Raw genomic sequence first — 18489 nt, forward strand, 5'->3', positions numbered from 1 at the left:
CGCCAGAGCGTCACCGTCGACGCGACGATGGCCCACCTCGCCCGCTTCCAGGAGATCGCCGACGCCAACGGCGGAAACCGCAGCCTCGGGACCCCGGGGTATGACGCCAGTGTCGACTACGTCGCCAATGCGCTGCGAGACAAGGGTTTCGACGTCCAGACCCCCGAGTTCGACGTTCGGTTGCCGTGGGCGGACGAGCCGGCGTTGACGGTGGCGGGCGAATCGGTGACCGCCAGACCCCTGGAGTACACCATCGGGACAGACGGTGACGGCGTTTCCGGACCTCTGGTGCCGGCCCGTGCCGAGGACACCCCGGGCTGCACGGCCGACGACTACGACGGTCTGGCGGTCGACGGCGCTGTGGTGCTGGTGGATCGCGGCTCGTGTCCGTTCGGCACAAAACAGGCCGTGGCTGCTGAGCGCGGGGCGGTCGCCGTGATCGTGGCGAACAACGAGGACGGCGACGAGATGGGCGGCACCCTCGGTGACTCCACAGACGTGCAGGTGCCGGTCATCAGCGTCACCAAGGTCGCCGGGGAACAGCTGCGTGGGCAGCCGGGCGCTCCGGTGGCGATCAGGCTGAACGCCGGTGTCCGCGTGGAGAAGACCCGCAACGTCATCGCGCAGACCACCACGGGCTCCACCACGGACGTCGTCATGGTCGGCGCTCATCTCGACAGCGTGACGGAGGGGCCCGGCATCAACGACAATGCCTCCGGTGTCGCGGGAGTGCTGGAAACCGCGCTGCAACTGGGGAGTTCGCCCGAGATCAACAACGCCGTCCGGTTCGGATTCTGGGGAGCCGAGGAGAACGGGCTGCTCGGCTCCAACGATTACGTCGGGTCGCTGGACGTCGAGGCGCTCAGGGACATCGCGCTCTACCTCAACTTCGACATGATCGGGTCCCCGAACCCCGGGTACTTCGCCTACGACGGGAACCAGTCCACGCTGCCCGACCCGCGCATGGGGGCTCCGCGGGTTCCGGAGGGTGCGGCAGGCATCGAGCGGACCCTGATGGCCTACCTCGACGGGGCGGGGAAACCCGCCGAAGACACCTCGTTCGACGGCAGATCCGACTACGACGCCTTCACCAAGTCGGGAGTGCCTGCGGGAGGGCTGTTCTCGGGCGCGGGGGAGGAGATGTCCGCCGAACAGGCCGAGAAGTGGGGCGGCCGGGCCGGTGAGCCATTCGACCCGAACTACCACCAACCGACCGACACCCTCGACAAGATCGACCGCACCGCGATGGAGATCCACGGCGGCGGTGTGGCCTACTCGGTCGGGTTGTACGCCCAGGACCAGAGTGGCCGCAACGGGTTACCGGTCCGCGATGACCGCACCCGTCATCAACTGACCGAGCAGTGAGCGTGAGGTGGGCAGCGGCCGTCGCGGTTTCCGCGGTGGCGGCCGCGGTGTCCTGCTCGCCGACTCCCTCTGCTCCGGACCTCGGGCCGGAATTGGCAGACAGGGTGACCGTCGACGGCGTCTACGGCCATCTCGTGGAGTTGCAGAAGATCGCCGATGCGCACGACGACAACCGGGCAGACGGCTCCCCTGGCTACCAGGCCAGCGTGGACTATGTGGCGCAACATCTGCGCGACAAGGGGTTTGATGTTCAGACGCCGGAGTTCGAACGGCTCTCGGGATCCCGGGGAGGGGAGCCGGTGCTCACGGTCGCAGGCCGTGATCACCGGGTGGAGCAGGCGTCGCTGCTGATCACCACGCCGCCGAGGGGTCTACGGGCGGTGACGCTGCGGCCGCGTGCCCCGGCGGGGTGTGTGGCGGCCGACTACGGCGACGTCTCGGTCGAAGGGGCCATCGCCGTCGTCGACGACAGCGACTGCTCGATCGTCGACAAACAGAACACCGCACTCGCCGAGGGCGCGGTGGGGATGCTCGTGGTGAGCAGGGCCAATCCGACCAAGCCCGTCGGGGCACCGCCCACGCTGTTCTCTCCGGGCTACTACAACAACCTCACGGTTCCGGTCGGTGTCATCGACCCGACCGCCGATGCCGCGCTGCGCCGCACCAACGCCCCGGTGACGTTGGTGCTCGACAATGAACCGGTGATGACCACCTCGCGGAATGTCATCGCGCAGACGAAGTCCGGTGATGCCCGCAACGTCGTCACCGTCGGCGCGCATCTCGACAGTGTCCGGTCGGGTCCGGGGATCAACGACAACGGTTCTGGGGTGGCGGCGGTGCTCGAGACCGCACTGCAACTGGGCGCCGAACCCTCGGCCGGCAACGCGGTGCGATTCGCGTTCTGGGGTTCCGAGGAGATCTCGACAGACGGGTCCACCGACTATGTGCGGTCGCTGACCCCGGACGAACTCGACGACATCGCGCTGTACCTGAACTTCGACATGGTCGCCTCGCCCAACGCGGGGTACTTCACCGACGACGGTGATCAGTCCGCGCAGGCCGGTGCCGCGGTCGCTCCGGTGCCCGACGGGATGGCCGGGATCGAGCGCATGCTCGCCGGTCGTCTGAACCTGGCCGGGGTGCGACCGGCCGACGTGCCGCTGGGCAGAAACACCGACTACGCGCCGTTCCTCGCCGCCGGTGTCCCGGTGGGTGGGCTCACCACGGGATCGTCGCAACGTAAAAGCGAAGTGCAGGAACGGCTCTGGGGCGGTGAGGTCGGTGAGCCGTTCGACCCGAACTATCACACGGCGCGGGACACGATCGAGAATGTCGACCGCGATGCGCTGGGGATCATGGCCGCGACCGTCGCGTTCGCGGTGGGCAGCTACGCCCAGACGATCGACGGTGTCAACGGCGTGCCGCCGCGGGATCAGCGGAACCGGCGTACGCCCTAGCGACCCGGGTGACGAACTGGTGAACGCCGTCCTCGTCCGGGGCGAGCGGACCGGGTCGGGCGTGCGGCGAGGTGAGTCCACGCTGAACCGACTCGCACGCCGCCCAATCCTGACGATTGGTGAGGTCCCAGAAGTCGACGGCATAGGACGGGTCGAAACCCTCCTTGGCGGCAGCGTCTTTCGGGAACGCCCAGGCGCACTCGACGTGAGTTCGATCCACCGCCAGCGGCGTCATCAGGTGTGTCATCACGTAGTCCGGGTGCATGCTGACGAGCAGATTGGGATAGCCGACCAGGTACATCACGGTGCGCAGTTCGTGCTCGGACAATCCCTGGATCGCCACCCCGCCACTTTTGCCGGTCAGCGACATGGTCTCGGCGTCGTCCACGATCGACATCCAGCCGCCCATCCACGAACCCGCCAGTTCGATGTTCTCACCACTGGTCGGCGGGCTGATCCTGGACAGCTCCGGGTGGATGGTGGCGCAGTGGTAACACTCCTGGTAGTTCTCGGCGATCACCTTCCAGTTGGTGGCGAGTTCGTAGGAGTGCCGCGCCACGATGGTGAGGTCCTCTGGCCGGTACGGCGCCACAACGTCCTCCAAACCCGCGACGTGCTCCGAGAATTCGACATCCTCACCGCTGGGGTCGACGAACAGCCAGCCGTGCCAGTTCACCAGTCGTAACTCGGTGAGCCCGAACTCGCCGGCGTCGAACCCGTCGACGTCGCTGAATCCCGGCGCGTTGCGCAGAGTGCCGTCGAGCCGATAGGACCATGAGTGGTAGGGGCAGACGATGCTGCGGGTCTTGGCGGCCGAATTGCATGCCAGCAGTTCGTGTCCGCGGTGTCTGCAGGTGTTGGCAAATGCACGAATGTTGCCGTCGTCGCCGCGTACCAGCAGGGTGGCGTTCCGACCGCTGCCGATCGCCTTCTGGGCACCGACTGCGGCGATGTCGCCCGCGTGCCCGACGCAGGTCCACCCGGAGAAGATGTGGTGCTGCTCCCATTCGAACACCGCCGGATCCACGTAGGCCTCCCGCGGCAGCATCCGCGACCGGCCGAACGGGGCTAGCGCAGCGGCGAGGCCGTCAGCGGGAACCGGGGCCGGCTCATACTGTTTGAACATACAGTCAGCCTAGTCCTGCGGGGTGCTCCGGTCTACCGTGGCGGCGGCTCACATCTCTCCCGCGAAACCGCCGATGCCGCGGTCGGCGGTGGTTGCGTCGTTGCGGGTCATCCTGCGGTACACCAGATAACCGATCGTCACGGCGGCCAGAGCGGTCAGCAACAGCAGGGTGGCCAGCGCATTGAGCGCGGGGGTGGGTGCGCCGCGGGCGGTGTTGTAGATCTTCACCGAGACCGGCTCCGACGATGCGCCACCGGACAGGTACCGCACCATCACGAAGTCGTCGATGACATCGGCGAACACCAGCACGGTGCTGGCGAAGATCGCCGGGATCAACATCGGCATGATCACCCGGCGCAGCGCACCCACCGGTGATGCGCCGAGATCCATTGCCGCTTCTTCGTATTGGGGCCCGATGGTCGCGAGCCGAGCGCGCACCAGAACGGCTGGGTAGGACACCTGGAACGTCACGAGTCCGATGACCTGCGCGGTGGTGCCGAGTTGAACCGGCAACGCGACCGTGGTGATAACGAACAGCAGCGAGACGGCGAGAAGGACCTCGGGCAGCACGAAGGCCAGCAGCATCAGGAAGTTGGCGCCCGACGGCAGTCGGCCGCGCCACCTGTCGATGCCGAGCGCGAACAGCACCCCGAGGGGAACCGTGATGAGGGTGGCGACCACGCCCAGCTTCAGGGTCTGCAGCAGGGCGTTGTGCAATGTCGCGTCATGCCATACCGACAGCGTCTCGTCGCCCCAGTACCACCGGAACGAGAAGCCTTGCCAGACAGTGCGGGACCGCCCGTCGTTGAACGAGAACATCACTGCGACCAGCACCGGCAACAACGACCAGAGCAGATATCCCACGGTGACCGCGACGAGGATCCGCGGTGGTCGCCACGGGTCGTTCCACCACGCCACCGGGCCCCTCACGAGGCGACCTCGGAACGTCGCCCGGTGACCCGGATGTAGTACAGCATGGGCAGCAACGCGGCCAGGAACACCAGCATCACGAAGGCGCCCGCCTGCCCCGTCTGACCGGGGGTGAGCACGCTGTCGTTGATCAGGTTGCCGACCATGGCCGTTTTCGGTGACGCCGAGAGCATATCGCTGGTGAAGTAGTCACCCAGCATGGGCAGGCATGTCAGCAGCAGGGCGGCGACGACGGTCGGCCGGCTCAGCGGCAGGGTCACCCGCCAGAACGACGACACCCGGTCGGCCCCCAGATCCCGGGAGGCCTCCATCATGGGTTGTGACAGTCGGTCCAGGCCCGCGTACAGCGGCAGGATCATGTACGGCACATATCCGTACACCAGCCCGAGGATCACCACGACGGGTTGGCCGGTCAACCAGTTGACGTCAGGGGTGAACAGCCCGCCGAGGCTCAGGACCCTGTTCACCAGCCCGTCGTCCTGAAGTAGGTTGACCCAGGCGAACATCCGCATCATGTAGCTGATCCAGAACGGGGCGATGAGCAACGTCAGCAGCAGGCCCTTGCGCTTGCCCGACAGCCGGGCTACGTAGTACGCCACAGGGAACGCGATCAGCAGGCACAGTGCGCTCGCGGTGAGCACGAACACCGCCGTTCGCAGCAGAGCGGGTCCGAAGACGCCGTCGGGTCCGACGATCCGGTTGATCACATACATGAACTGGGAGGGATCCCACTGCAACGGATTCCACACCGGCACCGCCGTTCGGAAGATCGGGTCGAGCCTGCCGAACACGATGCACAGCACGACATACATCGGCGCGACGAAGAACAGCAGCAGCCAGATCAGGCCGGGCGCGGCGAGTGCGGGCCATATCCCGCGGGAGGATCTCAGGACCCGCCGGCCTTGAAGGTGCGCCAGACGTTCTGCCACGCCGCGTCGTTGGTGGGGTCGAGTTCGAGGACCCGGTAGCCGGCATCGAACCACTCGGGGTCGACGATCGCTGCGGACAGGTTCTCCGGGATGAAGCCGTCGGCCACCAGGGCGTCCGGGTTGATGGAGGTCTGGGGCGGTTGGTAGCCGATGGCGGAGAAATTCTGCATCGCGACCTCGGGGTCGAGCATGTGGTCGAGGAACAGGTGGGCAAGCACCGGGTTCTTGCCGCCCTTGAGCGTCACGAGCATGTCGTTGTCGACCATGCCGCGACCGTCGGACGGGAACCAGTATCGCAGCACCTCGGGTCCGGTGCCCTCGGGCAGATAGGCCTGGGCGTTGATGATGTCCCCGGACCACATCTGCGCAAGCCCCAACTGACCGGCGGGCAGATCGTTGTAGGCCGTGATGGTCACCTTCGGGGAGGTGGCCTCGACCAGCGTCTTGAGTTGCTCGCCGACCATCGCCAGGTCGGCGTCCGAGGAGGTGTTGACATCGGTGATGCCGTTGCGCAGCAACACCATCGCCATCGTGGTGTGCCAGTCGTCGAGCACCGCGGTCTTGCCTCGGTAGCGCGGATCCCAGAACGAGTCGTACGGGTTCTGCTGCGCTCCGATATCCTCGGGCACCTGGTCGGCCCGCCAGCCGATCCCGGTGGTGTAGATCGTGTAGGGCACGCTGTAGCGCCACTCCTGGTCGTACCAGGGATTGGTGAAGCTCGGCCAGACGTTGGTGATGTTCCCGATGTAGGAGTGATTGAGCGGACGCAGCAGTCCGCCGCTGACCAGTCGGCTGATCTCGGTGTAGTTGGCGTTGTAGATGTCGAAGTCGACGCCGCTGCGCAGCTTCGTCAGGGCTTCGCCGCCATCGTTGAACGTCGAGATCTCGACCGTCACACCGTATTTGTCCTCGAAGGACTTGACGGCGTCCGGGCTCACGTAGTCGGCGTAGCTGTACAGCTTGAGTGTGCCCGTCTCCGGGGCCAGGCCGTCCGCGATGGGCGGGTTGTCGTCGGGGATGGGCCACGTGACGGGGTTGTCGGGGGAGGCAAGGGTCAGCGACGGGGTCGACTCCGGGGTATCGGACCCGCCGCAGGCGGCCAAGGCGGCCCCGAGCGTCGGCACGCCGGCCGCGAGAATCGCTGCGCGCGTCAGGAACTGTCGTCGGGTGGTGTGCTCTGGCATCGGGCCTCCCGAGTGATCCGCGTCTTGTCGCTGGTAGGACTCTCGCATAGACTGAATGCTCAGTCAACCGATAGGGCGGAGGTTCGGGGTGGCTTCGTCGGTGAAGGAAAGTCCGTTGACCGGCGAGGACTGCGACGACCCGGACGGTATCGATGCGCTGATCGCCGAACAGGAACAGATCTTCCTGCGGCGCCAACCCCGCAGCACCGAGCTCATCTCGGTCGCCGGTGAACATCTTGCCGGCGGTGCGACGTCGAACTGGCAGATCGCCGAGCCGCAAGCCGTGTGGATGAGCCACGGCAGCGGATCCAAGGTCTACGACGTCGACGGGAATGAGTACGTCGACATGCATGGTGGTTACGGCGCTTCCATCGCCGGGCATGCCCATCCGGCCATCGTCGCGGCGGTCAGCGACCAGGTGCGCCGCGGCACCCACTTCGCGCAGCCGACCGAGGACGCGATCTGGATCGCCGGGGAACTCGCCCGCCGCTTCGACCTGCCGCTGTGGCGGTTCGCCAACTCCGGCACCGAGGCCACCATGGATGCCGTCCACCTGGCCCGCGCGCTGTCCGGCCGCGACCTGATCATCAAGGTCGAGGGCTGCTACCACGGACACCACGACTCGGTGCAGGTGTCGGTGCTGCCCGAGGCCGACGAGATCGGACCCCGGGACTCGCCGACGTCGGTGCCGGGAAACTCCGGAATCCCCAGCGCAATAAGAGATCTCGTGGTTGTGGTGCCCTTCAACGACGCCGCCGCCGTGGCCCGCGCCCTGGTGCGGCATCGTGGCCGGATCGCCGCGATGATCCTGGAACCGGTGATGATGAACGCCGGCATCATCCCACCCGACGACGGCTACCTGGCGACCATCCGGGATCTGCTGCACGCCGAGGACGCGTTCCTGATCTACGACGAGGTGAAGACCGGGTTCACCACCGGCCCGGGGGGAATCACCGCGCGCAGTGGCGTGGTGCCCGACATGGTGTGCCTGGCGAAGGCGCTCGGCGGTGGCATCGCGGTCGCCGCGATCGGCGGCACCCGCGACGTGATGTCGGCCATCGGCGACGGCCGCTACGAGCAGGTCGGCACGTTCAACGGAAATCCGCTGGCCATGGCCGCGACCCGCGCCACGCTCTCCGAGGTCCTCACCGCTGACAGCTACGCACACCTCGCCGAACTGTCGTCGCGACTGCGCGACTCGCTGAACGCGGTGATCGCCGAGCACGGCTTCCAGTGGCGCGTGGTGACCGAAGGCGCCAAGGGCTGCGTGGCATTCCGCAAGGATCCGGTGCGGGAGTTCCGCGACTTCCTCGAGATCGACGCGCGACTCGGCCACCTGCACTGGCTGATGCAGCACAACGGTGGCGTGTTCCTCCCACCATGGGGGAAGGTGGAGCAATGGCTGTTGTCGGTCCAGCACTCCCACGACGATGTCGACAGGTTCGCGGCGAACTTCGCCCGGTTCGCCGCCGCGGTGTCGTCGTCGCGGCCCGCCGCGGTGTCGTCGTCGCGGCCCGCCGCGGTGTCACCCTGATAAGCGCGCCATGACCGGCGGCGCGATCCGGCTGCACCAGCTGGCCAAGTCGTTCGACGGATATCCGGCGGTGACCGGTATCGATCTGGATATCCCTGCGGGACAGTTCTATTCGCTGCTCGGGCCGTCTGGCTGCGGAAAGACGACCACCCTGCGGATGATCGCCGGCTTCGAGAAACCCGACTCCGGCCGCATCGAACTCGACGGCCGCGACGTGGTCGCAGACCCTCCGCACCGACGTCCGGTCAACACCGTCTTCCAGACCTACGCGCTGTTCCCGTTCATGTCGGTGTGGGACAACGTCGCCTTCGGTCTGAAATACCAGAAGGCATCACGCGAGGAGACCAAGCGTCGCGTCGGAGAGGCCCTGGAGCTGGTGCGCATGGACACCTATGCCAAGCGCAAGCCGGCGCAACTCTCGGGCGGACAGCAGCAGCGCGTCGCGCTGGCCCGCGCGCTGGTGCTGCGGCCCCGCGTGCTCCTTCTCGACGAACCACTCGGTGCGCTGGATGCCGCGCTGCGAAAGCAACTCCAGCTCGAACTGCGAGGCATGCAACGCGAGATCGGCATCACGTTCGTCTACGTCACCCACGATCAGGAAGAAGCGCTGACGATGAGCGACCAGATCGCGGTGCTGGCGGACGGGCGCGTCGAACAGGTCGGGGCGCCGCAGGAGATCTACGCCGCCCCGGCGACGACGTTCGTGGCCGGTTTCCTCGGAGCTGCCAACATCTTCGATGCCGACATCCTCGAGACCGACGCGGGGTCGGCGACCTGCGCAGCTCTGGGCACCCGGCTGGTCGCCGCCGTCGGCGACGCACCGGCCACCCCGGCACCGGGGGCGGCCGCGATCGTCGTCCGGCCAGAACGCATCAGCCTGCACACCCCGGACGAACCCGTGCCGCCCGGCTGTAACGTGATCGGCGGTACCGTCAAACACGTTGTCTACCTTGGAAACTGCACACAGGTGCACGTCGAGGTGGGCGCGCCGACGGATCTGATCGTCGAGGTGCCCAACCGTTCGGGCCCACAATCGGTCACCCACGCGACCGGAGACGACGTCAGCTGCGTGTGTACCCACGACGCCGTGCGGGTACTGCATCGCAGCGCCGCCACACCGGTGACCGATCCGGTCCTCAGCGACGCCTGACGGCTGACCCCAGGTTGAGCTCGCGCTCGGCGAAGCGCATCGCGATGTCGTAGGCCACGTCCGAGTCGACCTCGGGATCCTCCAGTGCGACCTGGATGGACAGCCCGTCGAGCAGTGCGGCGAACTCGAGCGCGAACATCCGCGCGTCCACGGTGGTGTCGAGTTCGTCGGAGCGCACCGCATCAACGATCATCGTGCGCCACCGCGCGTCGAGTTCGACTCTGCCGGCTTTGATCTCGTCATGCCGGAAGGCCTGCGCCCACAGGTCGAACCACAGTCCCCAGGCCCCTGCGATGTCGCCGTCCCGCTCAGGCACACACGTCCAGCGGATCAGCAGCGAGAGTCGTTCACGCAGCGAGGTCACCTCGGCCAGCATCTTCTCGGCGGCTTCGTAGAACGACTCCTCGGAGTAGCGCAGTGCGTCGACCAGCAGTCGGTCGCGGGTGCCGAAGTAGTAGATCACCAACGCCGAACTCACGCCTGCGCGCTTGGCGACGTCGGCGATCCGGGTGTCACCGAAACCCCGTTCGCAGATCAGCTCCGCTGCGGCACGGAGCATTCCGATGCGTCTGCCCTCGTTCTGCTCCGTCGCAGGTGCGGGTTCGGCCATGATGCGTTCAGACCCCTTCTCGTGCGTCGCTGACTCTTGTTTGAAGCCTAACACTTGGTTAGATTGAACAGTCAGTCAAGATGGGTGAAAGCGGGTCGGTGATGTCGAACAACTACGACGCCCTGGTGATCGGCGGCGGACACAACGGATTGGTGTCGGCGGCTTATCTGGCCCGATCCGGCGCCCGCACGCTGGTGCTGGAATCCCGTGGCACCCTCGGCGGCGCGGCCACCACGGAGGCACCGTGGCCGGACGCTCCCGAGTTGCGGGTCACCCGGCTGTCCTACGTGATGAGCCTGATGCCACCCACGATCGTCCGGGAGCTGAGCTTGGAGCGGCACGGCTACAAGGTGCATCCGATGGGTCCGTACTACCAGGCCTTCCCCGAGGGCGGTTCGCTGACCATCTACGAAGACGACCCGGCGCGGACCCACGAGCAGCTTGCCAGGTTCTCCAACAAGGACGCCGATGCGTGGCCGAAGTGGAACGCCTGGCTGGAGGGCATCGCCGAGGTGATGGGCCCGCTGCTGACCCAGGTGCCTCCGAACATCGGATCGCACAAGCCGTCCGACCTGTTCGACCTCGCGAAGCTGGGATGGAGCCAGCGCGGCATGACCACCCGCATGATGGGAGATGTCACCCGCCTGCTCACCATGAGCATCGCCGACCTGCTCGACGACTGGTTCGAGTCCCCCCAGATCAAGGGAGCACTCGCCGTCAACGGCGTCATCGGCACCTGGGCTGGACCGTACGAGCCGGGCACCGCCTATGTGATGGCCCACCACTCGATCGGCGACGTCGGTGACGGACAACTCGGCAGCTGGGGCTACCCCGAAGGCGGCATGGGCGCAGTGTCTGAGGCAATCGCAAAATCGGCACGCAGCTTCGGCGCCGAGATCAGGACCAACGCCAAGGTCGCTTCGCTGCTGGTGCGCGGTGGTGAGGTCCGCGGCGCGGTACTGGCCACCGGCGAGGAGATCACCGCGCCGTTGGTGGTCACCACGTTGCATCCGAAGATCGCTTTCCTGGAGCACATTCCGCGCCAAGAGCTGCCCGGCGACTTCGTCTCCGACATCGAGCACTTCAAGACCAGAAGCGGCGTCGTCAAGATCAACCTGGCACTCGGTGAGCTGCCCAACTTCACCGCGAACCCCAGTAGTGGTCTCGCCGAGCACCACACCGGGTCGGTCGAGATGGCGCCAACGATGGAGTACATCGAGACGGCGTTCCAGGACGCCCGGGTCGGCCGGCCGGCGCTGCTGCCGTTCAGCGACGGTGTCATCCCCACGACGCTGGACAGCACGCTGAATCCCGATGGCACCCACATCATGTCGCTGTTCACCCAGTGGGTGCCCGCGAACTGGGCAGACGCGCCGCACACCGAGGAGTTGGACGCCTACGCCGACCGTCTGATCGACCTCTACGACCAGGTGGCACCGGGCTTCAAATCCTCGATCCTGCACCGCGACATCGTCGGACCCCACGAGATGGAGCAGGAGTACGGTCTGATCGGCGGCAACATCTTCCACGGCGAGTTGTCGCTCGAACAGCTCTTCCACATGCGGCCCGCACCGGGATACGCCGACTACCGCACCCCGGTCAAGGGTCTGTACAACGGGAGTTCGGGGACTCACGCCGGGGGCGGGGTGTGCGGTATCCCGGGGTGGCAGGCGGCCCGTGCGGCGTTGGCGGACACCAAGAAGAAGCGCTTCTCGCGCAGATGACGGACGCACGACGGGCGGCCGTTGCCGCCATGCTCGGTGCCCGGTCGGTGGCCGTGGTGGGTGCCAGCGCCAGGCCCGACAGCTTCGGCGCCCGCATGGTCACCGAGGCGCTGCGCAGCACCGCGCGGGTGCATCTGGTGAATCCGCGCTACCGCCGCATAGGTGAATTGCCCTGCGCGCCTGCACTGTCAGCGCTGGATGAGTCCGTGGACCTGGTGCTGCTGGGCGTTCCTGATGCCGCGCTGATCGATCAGCTCGGTGCCGCGGCGGGTATCGGTGCCCGGTCGGCCGTGGTCTTCGGCGCCGCGCACGGGCTCGGTGCCGACGTCGCGTCGATTGCGACCGGCGCCGGCATGGCGCTGTGCGGTCCGGGGTGCATGGGCTTCGTGAACGCTGCGTCCGGCGTGCGAGCGCTGGGCTACCTCGAACCCGATCCCTTGCCGCGAGGGTCGATCAGCCTTGTCACCCACTCGGGCTCGGCGTTCTCCACACTGCTGCGCGCCAACCGCGGGTTCGGCTTCCGGAACGCCGTGTCCTCGGGACAGGAACTGGTCACCGACACCGCCGACTACATCGACCATGCGCTCGATGACCCGGATACGTCGATCATTGCGCTGCTGATGGAGACGCCGCGGTCGGTCACCCGGCTGCGCCGTTCGCTGCTGTGTGCAGCGGAGTGCAGCGTGCCGGTCGTCATCCTGACCGTCGGCGGGTCGCCGCAAGGACGGTTGATGGTGGCCGCACACTCCGGTGCACTCGCAGGGGAAAGCGCTGTGTGGCAGGCGTTCTGCGCGAGCGTCGGAGCGGTGCACGTCAGAGACATGGCGGAGTTCACCGATACGCTCGAGATGTTCGCGGCGGGTCGGCGCTCCCGCGGGGGGTTGATCGCGACAGTGCACGACTCCGGCGCCGAACGGGCCCTGACCGCAGATCTGGCCCACGAACTGGGCGTCGAGTTCGCGCCGCTGTCAGCGGAGACGACCGCGACGATCGGTGCCAGACTCGACGACGGGCTGACGCCGACCAATCCGCTCGACGTCTGGGGGACCGGCGCCGATACCCGCTCGCTGTTCGGGACCTGTCTGCAGGCGATGGCCGATGATCCGTCCGTCGCCGTGACCGCGTTGGCGGTGGACCTGGTGTCCGAATTCGACGGCGACACCGCCTATGCCGACGCCGTGCTCGACGTCGCCGGGCGTACCGGCGCACCGCTGGCGGTGCTGGCCTCGGTGCCGTCGGCAATCGATCGAAAGACAGCGCAGCAGTTGCGCGACCACGGCATTGCCGTGCTGGAGAGCGTCCGCAGCGGGCTGGTCGCGATGGCTCACCTGGCGCGGTGGCCGCTACCGGTCGACGCTCCGGGACACCTCGAGCAGCGCCCCCGACAGTCGCCGGGGAACGGTTTCGACCTGCTGGCCGACTACGGCGTGCCGGTGGTGCCGACATGCACCGCCGACAGCCTCGACGGTGTCCTGGCGGCCGCAGCCGCCATCGGGTACCCGGTGGTGATGAAAACCGTTGGAGTAGCACATAAGAGCGATGTCGGCGGGGTGGTTCTCGACATCGCCGACGACGACGCGCTGCAGCGGGCCTACCGGGCGATCGCGGAGGATCTCGGGCCGTCGGTGACGGTCTCGGCGATGGCGCCGGCAGGGGTCGAGATCTCGGTCGGGTTCGTCCGCGACGACGCCTTCGGTCCGCTGGTGGTCGTCGCTGCAGGCGGAACCCTGGTCGAACTGCTGGCCGACAGGGCGATCGCGTGTCCTCCGGTGTCCCGTCGTCGTGCCGGCGAGATGCTCGATTCGTTGCGGATCCGGCCACTTCTTGCGGGGTGGCGCGGTGGGCCACCAGCCCACATCGAGGCGCTGGCCGACGTTGTCGTGGCATTCGGGGTGATGGCAGCAGAACTGGGCGAGCAGTACGTGGCCGTCGAGGCCAACCCGGTGATCGTGTCGCCCGACGGGGCGCTGGCGGTCGACGTCCTGGCGATCCCCGCGGAATAGCATTCCTGGTCGTGAATCGTCCGGAATCCGCAGCCAGGAATGCTATTCCGCGGCAACCCGCGGCTCAGAACACCACGTAGACCTTGCGCAGTGTCTCGTGGATCACCCAGGTGCCGGCCCATCCCTGCGGGAACACGGCGATGTCACCTGCCGCGACGTCGACGGCATCACCTCCGTCGAGGGTGACCGTCATGCGCCCCGACAGCACGTAGATGACCTCGTTCTCCTCCTGGCGCCAGTACGACGGACCGGCGGAGCACTGCCAGATGCCCGCCGACTTCGTCCCGTCGACCCACAACTCGAGGCCGTGCACCGCCATCGGATCCGCGGTCGCCTCGGGAAGTGGCCCCCAGTCCTCGAGTTCGGCCTCGGCGGCGCCGGGCAGAAGCGAGGTGAGTACAGGCGTGGTCATGACGAGATCTTCTCCAGGGTTTCGGGGAACGGAAGGGAGATGGGTTCGGGCGCCAGACGACTGTTGCCGTCGGCGTCGAAACGGTCGAGTCCGAGGTCGGTGAGGTCGAGCCAATCGCACTCGCCGAACTTCGTCAGTTCCGCGGCGACCTGCGCCACCGCCGGGCCCCACATCATGCCGTGGCCTGCCGCGCTGGCGACCACGGTGCCCTGCACCGGTCCGTCGTCGGTGAGCAGCGGGCCGAGGATGGGCAGATGGTCGGGCGTGTAGTCGATGGTGGCCGCCCACGAACGGCGCAGCCCGAGTCCCACCACGGCGGGCAGCAGGCTCTCGATCCGCTTCTGTGCGGTGAGGAAGTAGTCGGTGTCGAAATCGATAGCCGGTCCCGGCGATTCGTCGGGGTTGCTCATTCCCCACAGCAGGCCGCCCGCTTCGCCGGGGCGCCAGTAGATCCCGGAGGTGACGTCGAAGACCATCGGTAGTTCGTGGACATCGAGCGGAAGCGGTGCGGTGACGACGACCTGGTGGCGGGCGCCGCCCGCGGGGATGCGGCCTCCGGCGCGTGTGCCCACCTCGGCGAGTTGGGGGCCGCCGGTGAGCACCACCCGTCCGGTGTCGATCGGGCCTTCGGAGGTGTTGACGCCGATGACCCGGCCGCCGGCGGTCCGCAGGCCGGTGAAGGCGCACCGCTCCCGGACATCGACGCCGGTCGCGGTCAGCGCGGCGGTGTAGGCCAGCACGTTGCGGGGGGCGTCGAGGTAGCCGTCCCCGGGTGCATAGGACGCGCCGAGAGTTGCTCCGGTTGTCAGACCGGTTGCACGGCTGTCGATGTCGTCACCGGAGAGCCACTCGACATCCAGCCCGAGGGACTGCTGCAGCGCGATGCGGTCGTGTGCCTGGGCTACTTCGCCGGGGGTGAAGCACGGCATCAGGTACCCCTGACGGATGAACCCGCAGTCGAGAGGGAAGCGTTCACCGCTCTCGGAGTAGAACTCCTGGCTGCGCAGGCCGAGGCGGATCGCGGTCTCGGTACCACCCTGGGCGCGGACCATGCCGGCGGCGCGGCTGCTGGCGCCGTCACCCAGCGTTCTCGCTTCGAGCAGAACCACCTCGAGCGTGCTGTTCTCGGCCAGCAGTGCAGCCGTCCACGCCCCGACCGTGCCGCCGCCGACCACCACCACATCGGCGCTGCGGAAGCTGGTCATACCACGGAACGCTGACATAGACTGAACGCTCAGTCAAGTGGAATGACCAGGATCGAGGTACCCGGATGTACGGGCTGACGGCCGAGGATCTTCGCCTCCGCGACACCGCGCGTGACTTCGTCGAGTCCCTGATGCCCTTCGAGGTCGAAGCGGAACTCGCCGGTGGGGTGCTGCCCAAGGACGTCGTCGCCGAGCATCGGTCGCGGGCGATCGAGTTGGGTTTGTATGCGACCAACATGCCCACCTCGGTCGGCGGCCCGGGATGCACTGCGCTGCAGCAGGTCCTGGTGCAGGAGCAGTGCGGCCGGGTGACCAACGGGCTCGGGTGGGTGATGGCGACGCCGCCGCAGTGGTGGCCGGAGGTGGCCACCCGGTATCAGATCGACACCTGGCTGCTGCCGTCGGTGCGGGGCGAGAAGCACGAGGCCTATGCGATCACCGAGGAATTCGCCGGATCGGACGTCTCGGCGCTGCAGACCACCGCGCGCCGCGACGGCGACGAGTACGTCCTCGACGGCGTGAAGTGGCACGTCACCTCGTTCAACCTGGCCGACTACGTCTTCGTCGAGGCCGTGCTGTCAGAGGGGCCGGCGGCTGGGGATCATGTGCTGCTGATCGTCGATCTTCCCTGGCCGGGTGTGGAAGTCGTTCGTTCGCCACAGTATTCGCACAACATCGCCGACGAGCACCCCATCGTGGCGTTCAACCGGGTCCGGGTGCCTGCGGCGAACCTCGTGGGACAGGAGGGCGGGGCGATGACCTTCACCCAGGACTGGTTCCGCTTCGAGCGGATGATGGTGGCCGCCCGCTGCGTGGGCGCGGCGCAGCGACTCCTCGACGAGGTGGCGGTGTTCGCGTGGGAGCGGGTCGTCGACGGTCGCCCGCTGGGCGAGCACCAGTTGGTGGCGGGCATGCTCGCCGACAGCGCGACGGAGTTGTTCGCCGCCCGCACCATGCTCTACGAAGTCGCCCGGGCGATCGACGCCGGCCACGACCGCAAGACGCTGCACGGGCAGGCGTCGATGGCCAAGCTGTACTGCTCGGAGATGGCCGGGCGGGCGGCCGACCGCGCGGTACAGATCTTCGGCGGTCGCGGCTACATGCGGGAGAACGTCGCGGAGCGGCTGTTCCGTGAGCTACGCGTGGAGCGAATCTGGGAGGGCGCCAGTGAGATTCAGCGCATCATCATCGGGCGTCAGCTGATGAATCGTGGTCCGTCGGCTCTGCTCGACCCTGCCTGAAGCCCAGCAGCCGCATGCCGTGGTAGATCAGCAGCGCGGCGATCGACCCGAGTGCGATGCCGGTGAACGTCAGACTTCCGATCTGCCAGGTGAAGTCGGCGATGCCGATGATCAACGGGATCGCCGCGGTCATCTGATTGACGGGTCTGGAGAAGTCCACGTGATTGGTCAGCCAGATCCGCACGCCGAGGATGCCGACCAGCCCGTAGAGCACGATGGTGGCGCCGCCGAGCACGCCCGCCGGGACCGCCGAGATCACCGCACCGACCTTGGGGCACAGCGACAGTACGATCGCCACCGCCGCGGCGACCCAGTACGCCGCGGTCGAGTAGACGCGGGTCGCGGCCATCACCCCGATGTTCTCTGCGTAGGTCGTGGTCGCCGACCCGCCGCCGAACCCGGCCAGCGTCGTGGCCACGCCGTCGGCGGCCAGCGCGCGACCCATCAGCGGGTCCATGTCGGTGCGGGTCATCTGGCCGACCGACTTGACGTGGCCGATGTTCTCGGCGATCAGCGCGATCACCGCGGGCAGGAACATCGGCAGCACCGCCAGCGAGAATGCCGGCGTCTGAAACTCCGGGAGCCCGATCCACGGCGCAGCGCCGATGCCGGAGGTGTCCACGTCCCCGAGGAGCAGCGCGAGAAGATAGCCCGCAACCACCGCCAGGAAGATCGCGAGCCTGCCGATCATGCCGCGGAAGAAGGCGAGCGCGCCGACGAGCAGGACCAGCGTGACGATCCCCAGCAGCGGTCCCTGTTCGAAGTTGGTCTTGGCTGCCGGTGCCAGGTTGAAGCCGATGAGCGCGACGACCGCTCCCGTGACCACCGGTGGCAGCGTCAGGTCGAGCCAGCGGGTGCCGGCCAGGTGGACGACCGCGCCGACGATGATCAGCAACAGACCCACCGCGACGATGCCGCCGAGCGCGCTGCCGGTGCCCTGCGCCGCGACAGCCGCGGTGACCGGTGCGATCACCGAGAAGCTCGACCCGAGGTAGCTCGGCAGGCGGTTGCCGGTGATCAGCAGGAACAACACGGTGCCGACGCCGGAGAACAGCAGAGTGGTGGCCGGCGGGAAGCCGGTGAGCACCGGGACCAGGAACGTGGCGCCGAACATGGCCACCACGTGCTGGGCTCCCAGGCCGAGAGTGCGCGGCCAGCTCAGCCGTTCGTCGGGGGCGACGACGAAGTCGGGATCCGACCGGGAGTCGACAGGCTTCCACGTCATCCAGGTGAGGTGCACGATATGCGACTACACACCATGGCGGCGGATGCCGCTAGCCGAGTAGGTGAGCATGCCGATCAGCACCACCGCAGTCCCGGCCAGGACCGCCGTCAGCGGAAGCGTCACCGCCAGCGTCAGGCAGCCGGCCAGCCCGACGACGGGGAGCAGCCGACCCGCACCCAGCGTCAGCGCCGACGCGTTTGCGATCGCGTAGTACAGCAGCACCCCGAACGACGAGAAGCCGATGGCGCTGCGGACGTCGACGACGGCGGCGACCAGTGCGACCGCGATCCCCACGGCCAACTCCGCGCGGTGTGGCGTTCCGTGGCGGGGGTGCACCGCTGCCAGCGCGTGGGGGAGGTGGTGGTCGCGGGCCATGGCCAAGGTGGTCCTCGAC

15 protein-coding genes and 1 pseudogene are annotated in these 18489 nt (G+C 67.6%); 7 read left to right on the plus strand and 9 right to left on the minus strand.

The genetic code is table 11. The features are described from left to right. A partial coding sequence (locus WA965_RS09150) for a M28 family metallopeptidase (protein ID WP_526447383.1) occupies positions 1 to 1365 on the plus strand: 1365 nt, incomplete at its 5' end. Then, the gene (locus WA965_RS09155; protein ID WP_526302693.1) at positions 1362 to 2822 is read left to right on the plus strand and encodes a M28 family peptidase; all 1461 of its coding nucleotides are present in this window, start codon (positions 1362 to 1364) and stop codon (positions 2820 to 2822) included. The genes WA965_RS09150 and WA965_RS09155, both read left to right, overlap by 4 nt. Here the strand turns inward: WA965_RS09155 and WA965_RS09160 are convergent. Genes WA965_RS09160 through WA965_RS09175 form a run of 4 tightly spaced genes read right to left on the minus strand, consistent with a single transcriptional unit; the run spans position 2776 to position 6991 of the window. Then, positions 2776 to 3948 carry an aromatic ring-hydroxylating oxygenase subunit alpha gene (locus WA965_RS09160; protein WP_526302694.1) on the minus strand — a complete coding sequence of 391 codons (1173 nt, stop codon included), beginning with the start codon at positions 3946 to 3948 and terminating at the stop codon, positions 2776 to 2778. The two genes, WA965_RS09155 and WA965_RS09160, sit on opposite strands and share 47 nt — an antisense overlap. A 48-nt stretch (positions 3949 to 3996) precedes the next feature. Further along, positions 3997 to 4878: an ABC transporter permease gene (locus WA965_RS09165; protein WP_526302695.1), complete on the minus strand. Its 882-nt coding sequence runs from the start codon at positions 4876 to 4878 to the stop codon at positions 3997 to 3999. Next, positions 4875 to 5807 (minus strand): ABC transporter permease, encoded by a 933-nt coding sequence (locus tag WA965_RS09170; RefSeq protein ID WP_526302696.1) that lies wholly within the window; start codon positions 5805 to 5807, stop codon positions 4875 to 4877. The genes WA965_RS09165 and WA965_RS09170 overlap by 4 nt, the downstream gene beginning before the upstream one ends. Continuing rightward, the gene (locus WA965_RS09175) at positions 5765 to 6991 is read right to left on the minus strand and encodes a polyamine ABC transporter substrate-binding protein (protein ID WP_526302697.1); all 1227 of its coding nucleotides are present in this window, start codon (positions 6989 to 6991) and stop codon (positions 5765 to 5767) included. Before WA965_RS09175 ends, WA965_RS09170 begins: the two co-directional genes overlap by 43 nt. An 88-nt stretch (positions 6992 to 7079) precedes the next feature. Between WA965_RS09175 and WA965_RS09180 the strand changes: the two genes are divergently transcribed. Together WA965_RS09180 and WA965_RS09185 are read left to right on the plus strand one after the other, a co-directional pair. Beyond that, a complete protein-coding gene (locus WA965_RS09180) occupies positions 7080 to 8525 on the plus strand; it encodes an aspartate aminotransferase family protein (RefSeq protein WP_526447385.1) in 1446 nt (481 codons plus the stop codon). A 10-nt stretch (positions 8526 to 8535) separates the two neighbouring features. Continuing rightward, the gene (locus WA965_RS09185; protein WP_526302699.1) at positions 8536 to 9675 is read left to right on the plus strand and encodes an ABC transporter ATP-binding protein; all 1140 of its coding nucleotides are present in this window, start codon (positions 8536 to 8538) and stop codon (positions 9673 to 9675) included. On the opposite strand, the gene WA965_RS09190 is transcribed toward WA965_RS09185, so the two are convergent. Continuing rightward, entirely contained in the window at positions 9662 to 10285 is a 624-nt protein-coding gene (locus WA965_RS09190; protein ID WP_526302700.1) for a TetR/AcrR family transcriptional regulator, read from the minus strand. The two genes, WA965_RS09185 and WA965_RS09190, sit on opposite strands and share 14 nt — an antisense overlap. 80 nt (positions 10286 to 10365) lie before the next feature. On the opposite strand from WA965_RS09190, the gene WA965_RS09195 reads away from it, so the two are divergent. Both WA965_RS09195 and WA965_RS09200 read left to right on the plus strand, forming a co-directional pair. Further along, complete coding sequence (locus WA965_RS09195) at positions 10366 to 12009, plus strand: phytoene desaturase family protein (protein ID WP_526302701.1); 1644 nt, start codon at positions 10366 to 10368, stop codon at positions 12007 to 12009. Further along, positions 12006 to 14012 carry an acetate--CoA ligase family protein gene (locus WA965_RS09200; RefSeq protein ID WP_526447387.1) on the plus strand — a complete coding sequence of 669 codons (2007 nt, stop codon included), beginning with the start codon at positions 12006 to 12008 and terminating at the stop codon, positions 14010 to 14012. The genes WA965_RS09195 and WA965_RS09200 overlap by 4 nt, the downstream gene beginning before the upstream one ends. 64 nt (positions 14013 to 14076) lie before the next feature. On the opposite strand, the gene WA965_RS09205 is transcribed toward WA965_RS09200, so the two are convergent. Beyond that, positions 14077 to 14424, minus strand: coding sequence for a cupin domain-containing protein (locus tag WA965_RS09205; RefSeq protein ID WP_526298710.1), 348 nt, complete (start codon positions 14422 to 14424; stop codon positions 14077 to 14079). Next, the gene (locus tag WA965_RS09210; RefSeq protein WP_526298708.1) at positions 14421 to 15629 is read right to left on the minus strand and encodes an NAD(P)/FAD-dependent oxidoreductase; all 1209 of its coding nucleotides are present in this window, start codon (positions 15627 to 15629) and stop codon (positions 14421 to 14423) included. The genes WA965_RS09205 and WA965_RS09210 overlap by 4 nt, the downstream gene beginning before the upstream one ends. Positions 15630 to 15694: 65 nt before the next feature. Between WA965_RS09210 and WA965_RS09215 the strand changes: the two genes are divergently transcribed. After that, positions 15695 to 16870 carry an acyl-CoA dehydrogenase family protein gene (locus WA965_RS09215; protein ID WP_526447389.1) on the plus strand — a complete coding sequence of 392 codons (1176 nt, stop codon included), beginning with the start codon at positions 15695 to 15697 and terminating at the stop codon, positions 16868 to 16870. Here the strand turns inward: WA965_RS09215 and WA965_RS09220 are convergent. Together WA965_RS09220 and WA965_RS09225 are read right to left on the minus strand one after the other, a co-directional pair. After that, positions 16815 to 18095, minus strand: a complete 1281-nt coding sequence (locus WA965_RS09220; protein ID WP_526298704.1) for a uracil-xanthine permease family protein — start codon at positions 18093 to 18095, stop codon at positions 16815 to 16817. The genes WA965_RS09215 and WA965_RS09220 overlap by 56 nt on opposite strands. A 24-nt stretch (positions 18096 to 18119) precedes the next feature. Beyond that, a pseudogene (locus WA965_RS09225) lies at positions 18120 to 18489 on the minus strand (amino acid permease); the annotation flags it as partial.

This window comes from Mycobacterium sp. (assembly GCF_049683935.1).
Lineage (GTDB): Bacteria > Actinomycetota > Actinomycetes > Mycobacteriales > Mycobacteriaceae > Mycobacterium.

Excerpts from the sequence above, each read along its gene's own strand:
- WA965_RS09160 (WP_526302694.1), bottom strand. The coding sequence starts at position 3,948 with ATGTTCAAACAGTATGAGCCGGCCCCGGTTCCCGCTGACGGCCTCGCC.
- WA965_RS09175 (WP_526302697.1), bottom strand. The coding sequence starts at position 6,991 with ATGCCAGAGCACACCACCCGACGACAGTTCCTGACGCGCGCAGCGATT.
- WA965_RS09185 (WP_526302699.1), top strand. The coding sequence starts at position 8,536 with ATGACCGGCGGCGCGATCCGGCTGCACCAGCTGGCCAAGTCGTTCGAC.
- WA965_RS09190 (WP_526302700.1), bottom strand. The coding sequence starts at position 10,285 with ATGGCCGAACCCGCACCTGCGACGGAGCAGAACGAGGGCAGACGCATC.
- WA965_RS09195 (WP_526302701.1), top strand. The coding sequence starts at position 10,366 with ATGGGTGAAAGCGGGTCGGTGATGTCGAACAACTACGACGCCCTGGTG.
- WA965_RS09200 (WP_526447387.1), top strand. The coding sequence starts at position 12,006 with ATGACGGACGCACGACGGGCGGCCGTTGCCGCCATGCTCGGTGCCCGG.
- WA965_RS09205 (WP_526298710.1), bottom strand. The coding sequence starts at position 14,424 with ATGACCACGCCTGTACTCACCTCGCTTCTGCCCGGCGCCGCCGAGGCC.
- WA965_RS09210 (WP_526298708.1), bottom strand. The coding sequence starts at position 15,629 with ATGACCAGCTTCCGCAGCGCCGATGTGGTGGTGGTCGGCGGCGGCACG.
- WA965_RS09215 (WP_526447389.1), top strand. The coding sequence starts at position 15,695 with ATGTACGGGCTGACGGCCGAGGATCTTCGCCTCCGCGACACCGCGCGT.
- WA965_RS09220 (WP_526298704.1), bottom strand. The coding sequence starts at position 18,095 with ATGACGTGGAAGCCTGTCGACTCCCGGTCGGATCCCGACTTCGTCGTC.